The following is a 16,460-nucleotide window of genomic DNA, read 5'->3' on the forward strand; positions in this document are numbered from 1 at the left end:
TACTCCTTTAGTCGTCCTTAATGCAACGAACTGCGTTCAAAGTTCTTTTTACCACATAATCTTTAAACTTGAGGGAATATTTCTTGTCAAACACAACAGGATAGGCGTTGGGCTTACTATACGAGACTGGAGTCGACTGCCAGAATGTCGCGAGTTTGGTCCTGTCAGAGACGGCACTCACCGTGTCGTAGGCAAGTGACGAATCTCTCCCTACAGTGAGCGTCCTTTGCATATAGAGGTTAAGCCCAATAACATCATCATCCTCGTAGAAGTCGCTATAATTCGCATAGTATGTCCGGACATCTAGGTCAAAATAATACATCTCCGTATAAGAAGGCAAATGCCACCCCTCCATACAGATTCCACGAACAGTTTCACTATCGAAAAGGCTATCCGTATATTGTCTATCATACTCTTTATCGAGCCCCATTGCCGTAGACCAGGAATAATACACCGTGTCGTTATCGCCAATCGTCTCGACAGGGTACGGGCTGTTTGCAGTATAGGCATAACCGACCGTAGGCAAGTAGGCCAGGTTCTCTGCCATCCACGTCTTTCCAAGAATCGTTATGGCGGCATAGACTCTACCATCTCGCTCATCCGTCACATGGAACGTGTCGGCAGGGACCCACTTAGAATTATGGCAAACGCTGTTTGTCAAGCCATTAGGCTCAACAAGCCCTTCATTCTCCTCGTTACAAGGGGGCATGTAGTTGACCTGACTTTGCGTCTCCCATGAGTAATACGGGTATCCTGAATCCACGCACCGCTTATGGACGCCATTCCTTAATGTAACTTCCTTGCCCTCAATTTCTTTACTGCAATAAGTCCCTGCCAGCGAATCCGCCTGAGTAAACAAAATCCAGCTACTTTTTCTGGCCAGAGTGTCACAAATGAATCTCTTTCCAAGGTAGACCGTGTCTTTCCCGTGAGCCTTTCTATCGCAATTTCCAAAAAGGTGCGAATAATGCGAATCGTATGATTGACCTACACTGATATTCCCAATACTACATTCATATGTCAAATTGTCTGTAAAGTACGTGAAATCTTCATCAGGAGTACAAACCTTATATTCCAGTTCCACGGGGTACAGCTTTCTTTTTTTCCATGTATCATGGTAGCAGGTAAAGACAGAATCTTCCGTCACCCGAACAAACGAGGAGTCACTAGTGCAAAGGCCAAACCTCCTTTCATTTTCATTCAGCACGTATTCTGACCAGCTGCCCCTTTTGCAAGTGTATATGGCGGTATCTTCCACAATACTATAGGTCGTATCGTCAGCGCAAATACCGTATATCTTTTCATATTTATTCAACGCTCTTCCCGACCAATAGCCATCGTCGCAAGTGTATAATTTATTATCTCGGATAACCTTATAAAGCGTATCAAGCATGCAAAGGCCAAGTTTCTTTTCATATTCATCCAGTTCCCGTTTCATCCACCCTCCATCCATACAGATATAGGTGGCTGTATCTTCGGTTATCACGTATGCCGTATCCCGTTCGCAAAGTCCGTACTTCAATTCAGCCTCTGACGCCGTTTTGAAGGTGTATAATTTTTGATTATTCAACTTGCATATATATTTCTGGTCGCGGTCCGTGTATATCTTGCCGTATTCCTCGATCGTGCACGATACGGAATCCGCACGTTCTTCAAAAAGCCGGTGCTCAATTTCTTGCCAACTTTGGGCGAGGTGATTACACAGGTATTCCTTATGGCCCACAAATGCCGTTGTATCCCACCGGGTAGAATCGCACCGGGGCAGCAAACTCGTGTTATTGTAGAAGGCCCACCTATTACTTGACAGACACACGGCGTAGCGGTCATCGTAAACAACTAATTCATCAACGCGGTCATTCGTGCAGAAGCCGTGCTCGTGATTGACACCATCTTCGTCCGACTCCCACATATAGAATATATTCTCGACGTGTTGACCACTTTTAGTATTACAGAAATACTGGATGGTATCGAGCTTGACTATGGTGCCGCTCATGGATTTCAAACAAAACCCGTACACATCAAGGACCGTAGCACGTTGCCATTCCGCCGTATTCCTGCAGACAAACGTCGTATTGGAATCGGCCTTGGCAATAGTCCCAAATGCCCCAGAATAACATTCGCCCAGTACCGAGGCGGGGTATTGCAGGGCTACCCAGCCGGAATCGGAACAGGCATACCGCGTCCCGTTCATGGTCACGTCCTCGTGCCTATTGCCACTCAGGCAGGGCCTGCCGATATCTTCCAGCCCGGCCAGCGTCCACATTCCCTTGGAGCAGGTGTACAGGGAATCCGACCGGCCCTTATAAAGGTACTTGTCGCCAGCTTCGCATACGGTATAGTTTCTGGTAGATTCCCACCCGCCCGCAATGCAGTCAAAGGCAGAATCACTTTCAATGACATAGACAATACGGCCGTCATTGAGTTTTGAGCATGCGGGCAAGTCACCCTTCTTCTCGGTAATCGATTTCTGCTTCATGCAACGCACGCTGCCAAAGCGCCCGTCGTCCTTCTTCACTACCCACTGGCCCTCTTTGGGGACTACGACGATACTGTCGTCGCGCGTCATGTAGAATGCCGTGTCGTTGATACCCGTACAGGTAAGCATGTCGTCCCTGCCCTTCACGCAGCTGCCGGCATATACAGGCTTGTAGTCGTCCTTGGATTCAAGCAGCAGCCTGTAGTCCGCAGCACGGGGCACCTCGTAACCGTCGGGGCAGAGCGCGGCCGCATCGTCAACCTCGAGGTACAGCCTTCCGTAACCCTTGCACAGGGAATCCGCATAGTCATAGCAGGTGCTTGTCGGGTGCGTCGCCTTGCTGTCGAGATTTTCGAGAGTCCACACGTCAACTCCCGAAGTCATCAGGGTGTAGACCTTGCCGCCATCCTTGTCCACAACGGCGCTGCCCTGGCCGTATTCGCTCAGGTCGATGGAGTCCGTCTCGCTGATGGGGCCATCCTGCACGTCGACAATGGTCTCGACGCTGCTGCTGGAGCCCTTCGCGTCGGTCCCCTTCCCGGCGCTACTGCTGCTTTCGGATTCTATGTCGTCGCGGTTGCTCAAAAATTCAGAATCGTCGTCACCGCAGGCATAGAGCGCCATTGCCATTGCAATGCCACACGAGGCAAGGAGTGTCTTCTTGATAGTATTCATTACCTGCCCTCCCCGACGTTCAATTGTAGGCGATATGTGCTAGGATCCTTGAACCTGCGCCAGTCCTCCTGGAGGCAGATGAACTTTTCGCCATCGAATTCCTTGACGGTTTCATCGTTATTAGTGTTACACACGCCATATTTTGCTTCAAGGGCCGATATATTGCGCCAGCCCTTTTCGGTGCAGGTGACGCGACCATAGTCCTTCGACGTGGCGAGTTCCCCGATGTTCTTTGTCGTACACAGGGGCAGGTCATCGAAGAAATCGTGCCAGTAACCGGCACCTCCACAATAGTACCGCGCGGTCCCTGTTTCGGGGTAGACCTTGCCCTCGTCTTCCTTATAGCATTTAGGTAACTGTTGAAACCAAAGCCCAGCAGACGATTTAAGCGTATCGTAATAACATGTTGAAATCGTCGTATATGTTTCTTCGGGATTGTCATAACCGCCCACTATGTGCCTGTTGTTTTTCTTGTTACAGACCATCACGCTGTCATAGGTATTTTCCAATGTACCTACGTACATCCACCCTGAAGATCGGCATATACTATAATAGTCGCCAGACTTGACGATTGTCCCGGTCATAGTAGAATCACATTTGCCAACTACGACCTCTAGCGAGTATATGACCCAGCCCGTAGAGTCACAGATGTACTGCATTTTTGCGCTATTGTAGGTGCCGTTTTCGAACATGAACAATTTTTCGGGGGTGCATGCGCCAAAGCGTTCTTCCAGTTCGGTGTAACGCGACCAACCATTCCCGCGGCAAATATACCGCGTGTTCTTGAAGTCAATCGTGTCGTTCATGTGCACCGAGGAACTGTCGTCGCAGCTCCCTACATAGTCGCTGAGTTCCGCCTTTCTCCATTCGTTGCTGTCGCAGTGGTACAGCTCTATATTGATACCCGCAATCACCGTGTCGTTGACTCCGGCCCTCCGCTTGTTGCAGACCCCGATGGAATCCTCCAGCGGCGTGAGGTTGCGCCAGGATTCTCCCGTGCAGTAGTAGTTTACGCCGTTGAACCACATCAGCGAATCCTTGGTCTTGGCGTTACACGTGTCGGGTGAATACTCCAGGTCCGCCACCTGCCAGATACCGTCCAGGCAAATCATCATCGTGTCGTTATAGACAATGGACTTGCCCTTGTCGGGGCAGCTTTCGCTAAAGTCCGGGAGCCACCCCTTTTCCGGATAGCAGCGGTAGTTTTCCTTTTCGCTGAACACGTAGACACGCGTCGCCGGATTCTGCCGGGTGGTATCGCAGGGGGGCAGTTCCTTTTTCGACTCAACAAAGTCAGGGTAGCCCACGCAGCGGATATTGTAGTAGCTGGAATCCTTCGCCTTGAGGAACGAAGCCTTTTCCTTGCCCTTCTTCCTCATGTAGACCTTTCCGTCCGATGTCAGGTAGTAACCGGTCGTATCGATGTTTTTGCACCTGAGGACGCTATCCCTTTCGCAGGAGCCACCATACTTCAGGTCCATCAGCGTATCGATTACGGCATACTTGGCGCGGTAACTTTCCAGGACGTTCCATTCCTTTGTCGTGGGCAAGCGCGTGCTGTCGGGGCAGGCCTGCTCGGTCTTGCTATCCGTCGCCGGGAACAAGCGCCCGTAATCGCTGCAGTTGCCGTTCTGCTCGCCGTAGCAAACGCTCTTGTCCCCGTCCACACTTTCAGTCACCCTCTGCGAGTACCATACGATGTTGCCCGTACGTATCCTGTAGGTATAGGAACCCGTGTACCTGTCATACACCGAGTCTATCGAGAAATCCCCGGTCGCCTCCAGGTTCGACTTGATATAGTATTCCTTGTCGGTCGTGTCCCTTTTCTCTTCGGGTTCCGACTTTGCGCCCGGCTCTTGCTTATCGCCCAGTTCCTGCTTTTCACCAGGCTCCTGATTGTCGCCTGTGTCCGGGTCCTCGTTCCCTGAAATTTCCGCATCGGCGGGTTCGCTCGTTCCGCCGAAGTCGTCCGACTCATCTGAACCGCACGCCCAAAAAGCCAGGCATGCAGCCAGCCCTAGCCAAGAAATTCTCATCCTCACTCCCTTGCCCTTTTCGGGGGCAACAAGTTTCCTATAGATAAGATAACAAAAACGGGCGCGCCCCGCGAACGTTTTTGTCGTCCCCACTGTCATTCTGGAGCCACGTAGTGGCGATAGAATCCATGCGCCGAATTACTGGCAACTAAAGCCCTGCAGTTCCAGGCCCGCACGCATCTCGCCGTAGGTGGACGTGCGCTTCATGTCCATCGCCTTCATAAAACGGCAGTTGTTGTCGATATGGATGCGGAAGCCCGTCATGGTGGGTTCCACCTCGCCCTTCCCGCTCGAACGCACATGTTCCATCATCTGCACGCGCTGGCTTTCCATCGCCGGCGGCACAAACACGTCCGTCACGATGTCCACGTTCTCGATTTCGTAGTCGCCGAACACGAAGGAGATGGTCACCAGGTTTTTGAGACCATTGAACTGGCCCGGAGTCTTGCACACCATGTTGCGTTTCGCATTCTTGACCTTCTTCTGCTTCGCGGCGGGTTTTGCCAGCGGACTCGGCGTGTATTGCAAGGCCGCAAGCAGTTCCTCTTCTTTCACCGCGCCCACCAGCTGGTTTACAATCTTGCCGTCGCGCACCATGAAGAACGTCGGGAACGCGCGAATCGGGAGCGTGGCCTTGATCTTGTCGATACCCGGTTCGTCGATGCCCACCGTCGCAATCTTGATGTCGGGATAGTTCTTCGCGATACCGATGAGCGTGGGGATCATGATGAGGCACGGCGGGCAACTCGTAGAAGTGATATCCAGGATGACCGGCTTCTTGGAATGCAGAACCTCACTCTCGAAGTTAGCGTCGTTCACCTTGACAATCTTGATATCCTCGGCCGCGAACGCCGCCACGGCCATAATGCAAAGCAAAAATGCGAAAAGTCTTTTCATGATGTTACCTTCTACACCGAAAAGATACAACTTTTTGCACCGGGCGGTTGTTATAGGATTTTCTGATAACCGATTTACTCAGCAACTTGCTGAGTAATTGAAAAATTTTCATTAACCCTATTGTCAACCCTATTGTTAACCCTATTGTTAACCCGCTTCAACTATTTCGCGTAGCCCACGGGGTTGTTCAGCAAGGGCTCCTGCGAGAATATCGGGGCACTGCATGCGACTTGATTCAGCGGAACTACTGGACTTAGCCGAGCTGCTCGAATTATCTTGGCGGGAGCTCGAAGAAATCTTGGTAGATTCTTCGACACTGGAGGAGGATTCCTCTTCGTCGTCATACTTGCTCCCTATTGTAGAAAATATATATACGTTTATCAATACACATTACAATACATGTTGTAATTCTACCCCTCCCGTTTCTTCAACTTCAATTTATTTATTACCTTCGAAACCTCCAACACCACATCCGTGTACTTTGACTTTTTCGTGTCGAAGCAAAGGTCTTTATCTACGTCAATGAATCTTATGCAATTTCCTCCGGGGAATCGCAAAGAATATGACACCCCCTTATATGTACTGCATATCTCTTCAAAGAATTCTACAATCTTGCGAGATTCATCTTTTTCTTTTTGCAACGGCGTAAAAATTCGCTCTATTTTATCGTACAATTTTTGTTCTTCTTCAGTGATGCCGCTTTCACCATCAGCATATTGTCCCCAGTAATACATCATTTCAACTTCTTGTTCTGTAAATGTATAGTTCATTTTTTCCTCGTTTTTATGATTAAGTTTACAGTTTTTGGATGCGTCCAAAACATTATGATGTTGCTCTTTTTTTTAAGTCCTATTCTAAAACTAAATCCACGGCTATGCCGCGTCAAGAGCTTGAACTGTTACTCAATTTTAGAGTACGTTTTCAATTATTTCCCAATATCCGGTTTTATTACTGCCGACTCTCTTCAGAACACCCAATTTCTGTAGTTTCGTTATACTTCTGGTGACAGAGACACGGTGAAGATTTAGCTGTTCGGCAATTTCAATTTGAGTAATTATCGGATTACTCAAGATTTTTTCAAGAATTTTCTTTTGACTATCGGTCAGTTTTATTGTAGCGTTTATTGTAGCGTTTGTTGTAGCGTTTGTTGTAGCCTTTACAGTCGGGTTTATTGTCAGCTGCCCTTCATTCAATTCAAACGGGGTCACGTTAATCCTATTGAACGGAATCGTCACCACGATGAAATTCTTTTCAATTTTTATGGATTCGCGGCCATACGCCCCAACAATCTTCGGAACGCCGCGCCCCGACCGTTCACTCAGCCGCAACTGCAAGAACATCGAGGCGAGAATTTCGTTGACAGGAATGCTCACACCCTTGTAAAAGCCTTCCAAATCCTGCTCAAGTCCAAGACCGCCATGCGAGAGAATCTCTATGCGGTCAGTAAAGACACTAATCATAGGGGCGTTCATGCCCAACCACTTGTTGTGAATAAACGCATTCAATACCGCTTCATGGAATGCCTCGTAATCAAAGAGGGGTATATCCTTCCGTTCAGAAATGCGACCGCGTTCATCTGCCTGGATGATGTTGATGGCATCGCCGTATTCCAGGATCTTATCCATCGCATACAAAATGCAAGTGTTCCCATATTCCTTAACCGAGAAAAGCGTATCAGCCTTGCTTTTGCCACTAAAAACGGACACGCGAATCGGGATATCATTCGCATCCGAAAGCAGCAACGCCATGATATTGTAGCGTCCGTCGGCAGTTAAAAGCTTGAGCGACTTCTTGAATGTTTCCTTTCGCAAAGCAACCCCTTTCGCGCCATAATACATGAACAATTTTTCAAAAGTCAGTTCCTGGGCGTAATCAGGAGCCGCCATACTGACAATCGTCGGAATGCCATTAGACAAAACGTTCAAAAGACGAATTTCCCATTCAGGGAACTTCGAAAGTTTCTCTTTGCTAGAACCAATTCGGATAAAAGCCTGCGACAGGAACTTCGTCGGAACAGATTTCGCCGCAGGGACAGACAACAAAACAAGACGTTTGCCATCAATCTGAGCCTCTTCGACCTCAAAAGCGACGCTCGGCTTTAAATTCCGTGCTAAATAATGCTTGAAAGGTTCATGATCGACGTCCTTGTCAAAATTTACGGTCGTGCCTATTATTTCGTGAGTTGAATTATGGATTCCCCACACGATATAGCCAAATTCCCGGCCACACAATGCAGCCCCGTTCGAAATCGCCGAAATGTACTCGCCAATCTCGTCCTTTGAAAACCAGCTTTCCTTAAAGTCCAACCACTCATATTCATGCGGAAGGGCCACCAAGTTCTTTATAAGGTCCTCTGATTTTGCCATATAGCCTCCAGGTGGTCACAATTTGTGACCGGTTGATGTTAGAGGCGCCCCCTTTATTCCGAAAATCGGGATAAAAAAAGACGCATTTTTCCATTAGACGGAAAAACACGTCGGGCATTAATGTACCTAATATTCAGAAAACTGGCAAGAGGGGCAAGAAAATTTTACAGAGTGAACTATTCCTAACGCAAAAAGTATATATTCTATTACATGATAACGTTTATAGTCATTCTCGGTGTTTTTGTCTTTTGCATGTGGTTCTTCCAGAACCAGATTGTCGGGCACATCGGCGAGAAGCACACGGCAAACAGAATCCGCGCCATCAGCAAGGGAACCGTCTTCAGGGATGTCTATGTGGAAGGGAGCCATGGCGTACAGCAAATCGACATTATCGCCGTGACCGAGAAAGGCATCCTCGTCGTAGAAAAGAAGACATACATCGGGCTGATTGTCGGCAGCGCCTACGACAAACAATGGACGGTAATCGTGGGCTGGGGCAAAAAGAAGTACTCGATGAAGAATCCGCACCACCAGAACTACGGGCATATCATGGCCCTACATGAAAAGTTCCCGGCACTCAAGGACAAGTTCATCGACCTCGTGATATTCGGGAACAAAGCGAAACTCGGCGACAGAATCCCCGAAGGCACCATCTGCGACAGGGATTTCAAGAAGTTCTACAGGAACCTGCCGACACGAATGAACACCCAGGAAATTGAAAGCGCCGCCCGAAACATTGCCTCCCTTAGCAGCGACAGGGCAAGGCTCAAGGCGATGCACAAGCAGAAAATACGAGGAATGAGGAAAGGCTAATGACCCAAAAACTCTGGAACAAATGCAAGAAGTGCGGCTGCGACAAGCCCGAAGACACCGAAAAACTTTGCGAGCAGTGCAAGGCAAACCGGAAGCAATTCTGGAGCGACCTCAAGAAAGTCGGCGGCGTGGCTGCAGGCGCGTTACTGGTGGTGATTGCCGGCGGAAAGCTGAGGAAGAGATAAGAACCATTTTGCCCTACTCAAGTTGCGCTATTAACAAGAATTGATAGTTGTGGAATCATCGTCACCAAATTTACGCCCAACGTAGTGATATCTATCGCTGCATTTTTTATCGACAACCCGATCTTTTTCATATCCATTTTTTTCATTTCAGGAGATAAAGACTTCAGTTTTCGGACAACATCCGTCTTAAAGTCTTTATTATCTACAGAATAAACTTCAACCATCAAATCAACGTAATACGGAACAGGGATCTGCAAAATCTTTCCATTTAATTGGATTTCTATAGGTTCGCCCTTATCCTCTAAAAAATCTTGAATATTAGCAAATAGCCAATTATCCGAAACATTCATTATCACCCGTTTTTTATCAGGATCATATTTGGCTTCATCCGAAATCTGCAAAAATTGCTTTCTCCAATCATATTCACTATTTGGATAAACCAATCTCTCTTTCAGCTTTAAACCACGTATTTTTTGAGGCGTTATACCTAATTGGCAGGCCAACTTAAAATCAGAAAGGTTAATTTCATTTACAGCATATCCATTGCTATGTTGTGCTCTCAACTTTTTTATAAAAAAATGAAATACATATAATTCAACATCACTTTTTGACAGAGAGCCGAAATTCTTTTGATAGAATTTATCGTAAAAAAACTGAAAGAATTCATCCTTTTCAGTTTGGCTAAAATCAGACAATTTCATAGTTACCCTTAAGAATCATAAGATGTGGATTTGTAGTTTTTTTAATAGTGGGTTCATGAACAACCATATTCATTACCGGTTAAGTTAAAATATATCCTTTTTTCTTGTTAAGTGGTATACCCTTGTGGTCTAGGCAGCCTGTTTTGACAGCCTATATTCCACCGGTGTCATGTAACCGAGCGAACTATGGAGCCGTTTCCGGTTGTAGAACAGCTCGATGTACCTGAAAACGGCCTCCCGCACGTCTTCGATGTCCTTGAAGTCTCGCCTGTAGGCCATCTCCTTCTTGAAGCTTGCGAAGAAGCTTTCCATGCAGGCGTTGTCGTAGGGGCAGCCCGGGGCGCTCATCGAGGGCGTTATCCCATTCTCCGAGAGCATCGTGCGGTAGCCCATGCTGCTGTACTGCACGCCACGGTCGGAATGGAAGATTAGTCCGTCGTGATGGCCGCGTTGCATGATGGCATTGGACAACGCGCGCTTGACAAGTTCCGTGTCGATGTTCTTGCTCACGGCATAACCCACCGCCTCCTTGTTGCATAGGTCAAGTACCACGGCAAGGTACACCCAGCCAAGCGTAGTCTTGACGTAGGTGATGTCGCCGGCCCAGACGGCGTTCAGACTGTCGGGATCGAACTTCCGCTGCACCAGGTTCTCGCTGTACATGGAGTCACATTTGCCCTTGCGGTAGGGTTTCCATTTCTTGAGCGTGACCGGATAGAGACCGTTCTCGCGCATGATGCGGCGCAGTTTCCACACCTTTACCTCGACACCCTTGTCTTGGAGTGCCGCCAGCATCTTCGGGCAACCGTACACGCGGTGGTTTTCTTCGAAGGTGTCGCGGACCTTCTGGACAAGCCGTTCTTCACGGGCCTTGCGTTCGGCCCTTGCCGTTTCCTGTTTTGACCACTGGTAGTAGGAACACTGCGGTATTCCTAGAGCTCTGCACATCTTCCTGACTGAGTATTTCTTGCGGTTCACGTGTATCGCCTCGCATTTCAGTCGTGTGGTCGCATAAAGATGTGCAGGGATTTTTTTAGGATCTCTACCGTCTCCTTCTCGTCCGCGAGTTCCTTTTCGCGTTTCTTCAGGAGCTTCTCCAGTTCCCTGTTCTTGGCGGCGAGTTCCTCGACGGACACCTTGCGGATGCGCCGTTCCTCGCGATAGCTCGGCAGGTTGTGTTCCTTGCGGTACTCGTTTACCCACCTACCGACCGTATTTGGCCCTATTCCGAGTTCCTTGGCTATCTGATTTGCGGACTTTTCGCCTTTCAGGACCAGTTTGATGACTTGTTCCCTTGTCTCGGAGTTGTAGTTGACTTTTGCCATTGTTTTACCTTTTTGGGGTTGCGCAATGAATATAGTAGCTTATGCTACCCTCTTATTAAACTCCTGCATGGTCCAATGATTTTCAGGAAAAAATAAAAAAAATAACTTGTCACAAACATATTAATTTGTTATTTCTTAACAAATTTGATTATTAAGTGACACAAATGTATAGAGTGTTTTTTCTGCATTACTAATTAATTCTTACAGATTATTCTCATCCGCAGCTATCTTAGCAACCAAATAATTGGCGCATCCAACCCTATAAGTTCCAGAATCTTCTAGGAAATTTTCAGGAAGAATCGAAATTTCCACTTTTTCATTATTTGTCCCTCCTACAAAAATTACCCTATAATTTTCCTGGTGTTCTTGAGCAAAGATGTATTCCCGGGCACTCATATAGAACAAACATTTTGTTTGTTCAGAACTTTTCACTTCAATATAAAAAACATCGTTGTCGTTTTCGTCTTTTATTAAAATATCATAGCCTAGCGAATCATCTCCAGAATCATCTCCATTCAATGCAGAGTTGCCAGATACCCACGACACGGTCTTTCCATCAAAACTAAAAGGAAATTTGTCTCGTAAATCCGAAGCATCAGTTTTAAGTTCGTCTAGAACGATTTTTTCAGCATTTCTTCCATTTAGGCTTCTTTTTATAGAAGTTTTTATTTCTCCCACAACTGTTTTCGCTACTCTTGATGAACCAGGGCCCTTACGCTTTTCTCCGTTTCGGGGAACGTCAATGATTTCAACCTGAATATCTTTCTCTTCTTCTAATATGGAATCTAATGAAATATTGACATCTTCAGGTTTTCTTTCCACAGCTATTTTACTTTTAGGGGATTTTTGTGGTGGAGGAACATCATTAAAAGTGTTATTTTCTCTTTGTTCTTTCTTCTTTTTCCATGCGAGAAACTCTTTCAGATCCGCTTCCGTTTTTAGGCCAGCCCTTTCTAACCTTTTCGCCCAATTTATCTTTTCTTTTTGTTTTTCCGTCAAATTAGAATCATTGTCTTTCTTTTCCCGTGTTTCTGGAACTTCAAGAAATGCTAGTAATTCTTGAGCAGACTTTGATTTCACATCATAATTCCGTTCCAAGCTCTTTACAACTGCAATTTTTGCAGAGATAAAATTGTCTTTTGAATTTATCAGCCACTTTTTATTTTTCAACATTTCAGTTTCAAGGGATTCGTAATTCGAAAACTGTTCTCGTCCCCAATATTTGTATCTGGTGCGTCCTGTAAACAAATCATGGACACCATAGCCAGCGTTTATACATTCAATTATTACAGACCATAATGTTTTTGAGGCGGTTTTGTCCTTTTTGTTTATAATACAATCCAGAATTTCACGACAACCATCTAAGCAAGTTTCTTCCCAAGAAACAACAGCACCCCTTTTGATCGAAAGCTTCCGACTGGCAAGTTCTTTTTCTGATATTATTCGCGATACTCTTCTTGGAAGAGTCCTACACCCTAGTTTTTCAAAGAATTCCTTAAGCAATTTCCAATTTTTCCGATCATTCTCGGACTTATAAAACTGCAAATCTAAAAAACAGGTTGACGGTTTATATTTGAAATATCTTTTTAAATTCTCTGTTGGATAATACAAATCAGATGCCGCATAATAAATGGTTTCTGAAGCACCACCTAATTCATTAACCCCTCTCAAAAATTTTAATCCCTTTATATCCGCAATAAATTCCTCCATATCCTCTTGACTACATTCCCTAAAACGATTGAAGAAAATATTAAAGCAAGAATCAAGATCTGCTTTTCCCTCTTCGATTTCTGGCAATATGATGTTGTTCACCAAGTCCTTTAATTGCGGTTTTTCAATGCCAACTTTCTCAACAAATTCTCTTATTGAATTTGTCCCTTTTTTAGTTGAAAATCCAGGTCTCCAACTGGTGTAAATCTAGGCTATTAGCGCTTCATTGTCAAGTAATTTCATGCTCTTTTCCCGAAGTTTTTCGACAAGTTCGGGGATTTCCGCATAGCCGTCCAACCGTCTCCAGTTCTTTTCGCGGTGGAGGACCTCAGCGGCCATCCAGCGTTTGAACATTCCAATGTCCCTGTAGCGCTTCACGTTCTTCTCGATGGCGTCGAGACCGTTGAAGGTGGACTCGATTATGTTGGTCGTTATGAGCGACTTGCGCAGGAGCGCGGGGATGCCCAGCCGGTGGACCGTAAGCAGCCTCTCGCCGCCCTCGGAAAGCGATTTGGCGGCACTCGTGTTTATGCCTTCGAGCCACTCGTGGACCTTGAGAAGTTCCCTTCTCGCGTCCTCGTAGCCCACCATCCCGATGGCGTTGTTGTAGCGCCTGTCGAACTCGGCCCGGTACATCTCGGGCAGATGGGACTCGACGTTGCGCCTCTTGTGGATCACGCAGCGCTGGTGCTTGAGGTCCTTGCCGAAGCGGTCCTTGAGGGCGCGGTTGAGGCCCGTCCCGCCGTCGGTCACGAAGATGATGTCGGGGTGCAGGGCGAGGCCCCTGCTCTCCATGTCGGAAAGGAACGAACGGCACATTTCGGTGTTTTCCGAACTGCCCTGCCAGAGGCCAAGCACGCGCTTGTAGCCTTCCGCGTCAACGCCTATGGCGGCCATCACGACCTCGCCGCAGCGATGCATTGCGTCCATGAAGACGGCAACCGCCTCGAAGTCCTCCAGCCTGCGCTCGTTCAGTTCCTTCAGTTTCCTTGTGCATGCGGCAACGACCTTGCGCGACACCGACGACTTGCTTACGCCGAACGCCTCCCCGGCAGTCGAGAACACATCCTCGTAACGCCTCCCGGACAGGCCTGAGAGGCATGCGTGCAGCAGGTGCTCGGAGAACGCGTCGGGGTCTTTCAGACGGGCGTAGATACGCGATTTGACCTCGCCGTTTTCGTCCCTGAGCCTGGGTACGCGCACCTTCGCCTTGCCACCCGCGATGTACACGGAACCACCCTGGCTGGACCACTTCTTGAAGCCCTTCCTGGGGTGGTATGCTGCACCGCCGAGCTGTTCCCTTTCGGCCAGGAGTATCGCCTCCACGAGCCTTGCGCCCATCTCCCTCGACAGCGCGTCAAGGCAGCTTTTCCCCTGTTCGGCAAGGTCGGCCAGAACCACCCCGACACTGGTCGAAATGTCGATTTCTTCGCGGCGGACGATTGACAGTTTGGGGGTTCTTTTTGTACTTTTCATCATGGTGGTTATCCTCTTGCTTGGTGTTTTTTTGCTGAACCAAATTTACAAGTTGGAGACCACCTTTTTCTTTTTGGTTGCAGAAATTTCAACTAACTTTGGGGCATCTTCCTCTTATTTCAGGATCTTCGAGAAAATCCTGAAATACATAGTCATAATTTCCGGCATTATTTTCATCCGCAATGAACAGGATATTCTTTCCATTTGCGTCATACGCGGCAATAGCTTTCTTTTCTTGATTTAAAAAAATCGGTTTTTTCTTTACTTGCTTAATCCTAGAATCGGTCTCTCCTAGCCATTTATATAAGGAACTAAGCCATTCGAAACTTTGACGATCGATAAAATTTTCATCTATTTTTTTTATAATTTTCGATTCATCAAGCCAAAGGGGAACGATTGAATTAATGTATTTAGCAACTTTTCGATTACTTTTTTGATATTCGTCTCTCCCTAGCGAAGGGAAGACCCATTTCAAATTTGGATGATTAAACAATACAGAAATATGAGACGATGTAAACAATTCCGTCAAGCGAGAAACAGAGGCCCAGCAAGCATCATCGGCACAACAAAAGCCATCACTCGTAGGTAAAATATCCTCTCTTGACAAGCAATCCTTGATTTTTAGATAAAAAGGTTCAAAGGAAATCTTCTTCTTCTCATCAACCTTGTAAAGCGATTCATCATAGGGCAGTATAGCGAAAAACTTATCATCAATTAAGTTCACCCCCTTTGAAATCCCTATTTTCTTTAAATAGATTAAAGAATCTGCTGCTAATTGAGCAAGTAATTCTACAAGTTTTTTATTATGAGCTTTATTCGCAAATATATTCGCGCGGTTATCCGTCAACAAGAAAGGCGCTTGGATAACAAAATTGAGTTCCGTAGATTCCATTGTAAGAAAGAAACAGAATGCAGGTTCTTTTACCGGCTTTAAATGCCCATCTTCGGTTAAAAAGAATCCAACTGAATAAGAATACCCTTCTAATGCATCTCTGCTAAACAACCAAAGGCGATCAACAACTTCTGTATCATTTCCCTTATTACTTTGACATACAAGTTCTGCTGTGACATCCCCAAAATACAATTTATCTTCTATTTCCTTACTATATTCTATTCGCTCATTGTCACATTCAAAATAAATTTTAGAAAGATGTGGCATAAATAAGACCGGATACTTTAAGTCTTTCAAAGTCTCTCGAATCTCTTTATACGCCTCATTTTGAGGCATTTGTTCGTGATTAAACGGAAGAACAAAAACTGTTTCTCCAGGGTGTCTGCCATCATAATCAATCAAGATTTCACATGGCACAAAGAATCTTTCTATTCTAAAGAAAAAATTATCGTCATAAATTTCTGGCGTTGATGTGTACTGAAATACGGATTTAAAGCCAATGCCAAATTTGCCTATCGTTTTCCCCACATCATCATCACTTCTTTTACTAGAATTACCAACGGAGGTAATCGCATTTATATCACCCAAGCAATGGTTTTGAGCGTCATCGGCTTCTGTGCGATAGTCAGTAATAGAAAAGTGCCTGGATCCATTATGAACGAAAACGATCTTATCAGGATATAAAGTAAACTTGGCATATGTAGCACCAGCATCATCTGCATTCTGTAGGAGTTCATAGACAAAATGAGCTTGGTCGGAATACTTTTCAACGACGCTCTTTTTCACGCCCGCCATAGATTGTTTATCTAGCACATCCGCGCTTTCTATTCTATCCTTGCGTAATTCGTTGAATAATATTCGTTCTTGTTCGTTCATTTTACGATTCTTTCAGAATGAAAATAGATTTA

Annotated in this window: 14 protein-coding genes; 2 read left to right on the plus strand and 12 right to left on the minus strand. The window is 46.3% G+C overall.

Translation table 11 applies throughout. The annotated features are described in order from the left end of the window. Nucleotides 1-7: 7 nt before the first annotated feature. From CRO08_RS08295 to CRO08_RS08315, 6 genes are all read right to left on the minus strand, one after another. A complete protein-coding gene (locus tag CRO08_RS08295) occupies nt 8-3,151 on the minus strand; it encodes an FISUMP domain-containing protein (protein ID WP_097035864.1) in 3,144 nt (1,047 codons plus the stop codon). After that, nucleotides 3,151-5,187: an FISUMP domain-containing protein gene (locus CRO08_RS08300; RefSeq protein ID WP_176495104.1), complete on the minus strand. Its 2,037-nt coding sequence runs from the start codon at nt 5,185-5,187 to the stop codon at nt 3,151-3,153. The genes CRO08_RS08295 and CRO08_RS08300 overlap by 1 nt, the downstream gene beginning before the upstream one ends. A gap of 138 nt (nt 5,188-5,325) precedes the next feature. Then, nucleotides 5,326-6,084 carry a co-chaperone YbbN gene (locus CRO08_RS08305; RefSeq protein ID WP_097035866.1) on the minus strand — a complete coding sequence of 253 codons (759 nt, stop codon included), beginning with the start codon at nt 6,082-6,084 and terminating at the stop codon, nt 5,326-5,328. A 147-nt stretch (nt 6,085-6,231) separates the two neighbouring features. Then, complete coding sequence (locus CRO08_RS16710) at nt 6,232-6,468, minus strand: hypothetical protein (protein WP_141398287.1); 237 nt, start codon at nt 6,466-6,468, stop codon at nt 6,232-6,234. 26 nt (nt 6,469-6,494) lie between these two features. After that, nucleotides 6,495-6,854 carry a hypothetical protein gene (locus CRO08_RS08310; RefSeq protein WP_097036315.1) on the minus strand — a complete coding sequence of 120 codons (360 nt, stop codon included), beginning with the start codon at nt 6,852-6,854 and terminating at the stop codon, nt 6,495-6,497. Between the two features lie 138 nt (nt 6,855-6,992). Continuing rightward, nucleotides 6,993-8,450 carry an RNA-binding domain-containing protein gene (locus tag CRO08_RS08315; RefSeq protein ID WP_097035867.1) on the minus strand — a complete coding sequence of 486 codons (1,458 nt, stop codon included), beginning with the start codon at nt 8,448-8,450 and terminating at the stop codon, nt 6,993-6,995. A gap of 210 nt (nt 8,451-8,660) precedes the next feature. Here CRO08_RS08315 and CRO08_RS08320 point away from each other — a divergent pair, with 210 nt between their 5' ends. Together CRO08_RS08320 and CRO08_RS08325 are read left to right on the plus strand one after the other, a co-directional pair. Then, nucleotides 8,661-9,263: a nuclease-related domain-containing protein gene (locus tag CRO08_RS08320; protein ID WP_097035868.1), complete on the plus strand. Its 603-nt coding sequence runs from the start codon at nt 8,661-8,663 to the stop codon at nt 9,261-9,263. Continuing rightward, on the plus strand, nt 9,263-9,448 hold the full coding sequence (locus CRO08_RS08325) for a hypothetical protein (protein ID WP_097035869.1): 186 nt from the start codon (nt 9,263-9,265) through the stop codon (nt 9,446-9,448). The genes CRO08_RS08320 and CRO08_RS08325 overlap by 1 nt, the downstream gene beginning before the upstream one ends. A gap of 17 nt (nt 9,449-9,465) precedes the next feature. Here CRO08_RS08325 and CRO08_RS08330 read toward each other — a convergent pair whose 3' ends face one another. The 6 genes from CRO08_RS08330 to CRO08_RS08355 form a co-directional block, all read right to left on the minus strand. Further along, on the minus strand, nt 9,466-10,149 hold the full coding sequence (locus CRO08_RS08330; RefSeq protein ID WP_097035870.1) for a hypothetical protein: 684 nt from the start codon (nt 10,147-10,149) through the stop codon (nt 9,466-9,468). A 129-nt stretch (nt 10,150-10,278) separates the two neighbouring features. Further along, nucleotides 10,279-11,127 (minus strand): IS3 family transposase, encoded by an 849-nt coding sequence (locus CRO08_RS08335; RefSeq protein WP_176495016.1) that lies wholly within the window; start codon nt 11,125-11,127, stop codon nt 10,279-10,281. A 17-nt stretch (nt 11,128-11,144) separates the two neighbouring features. Beyond that, the gene (locus CRO08_RS08340) at nt 11,145-11,474 is read right to left on the minus strand and encodes a transposase (RefSeq protein ID WP_073321178.1); all 330 of its coding nucleotides are present in this window, start codon (nt 11,472-11,474) and stop codon (nt 11,145-11,147) included. A 201-nt stretch (nt 11,475-11,675) separates the two neighbouring features. Further along, the gene (locus CRO08_RS08345) at nt 11,676-13,286 is read right to left on the minus strand and encodes a DUF3883 domain-containing protein (protein WP_141398288.1); all 1,611 of its coding nucleotides are present in this window, start codon (nt 13,284-13,286) and stop codon (nt 11,676-11,678) included. Between the two features lie 105 nt (nt 13,287-13,391). Next, the gene (locus CRO08_RS08350; RefSeq protein ID WP_097034567.1) at nt 13,392-14,663 is read right to left on the minus strand and encodes an IS256 family transposase; all 1,272 of its coding nucleotides are present in this window, start codon (nt 14,661-14,663) and stop codon (nt 13,392-13,394) included. An 85-nt stretch (nt 14,664-14,748) separates the two neighbouring features. Then, nucleotides 14,749-16,428, minus strand: a complete 1,680-nt coding sequence (locus CRO08_RS08355) for a sacsin N-terminal ATP-binding-like domain-containing protein (protein WP_097035872.1) — start codon at nt 16,426-16,428, stop codon at nt 14,749-14,751. Nucleotides 16,429-16,460 lie beyond the last annotated feature (32 nt).

This window comes from Fibrobacter sp. UWT3 (assembly GCF_900230125.1).
Lineage (GTDB): Bacteria > Fibrobacterota > Fibrobacteria > Fibrobacterales > Fibrobacteraceae > Fibrobacter.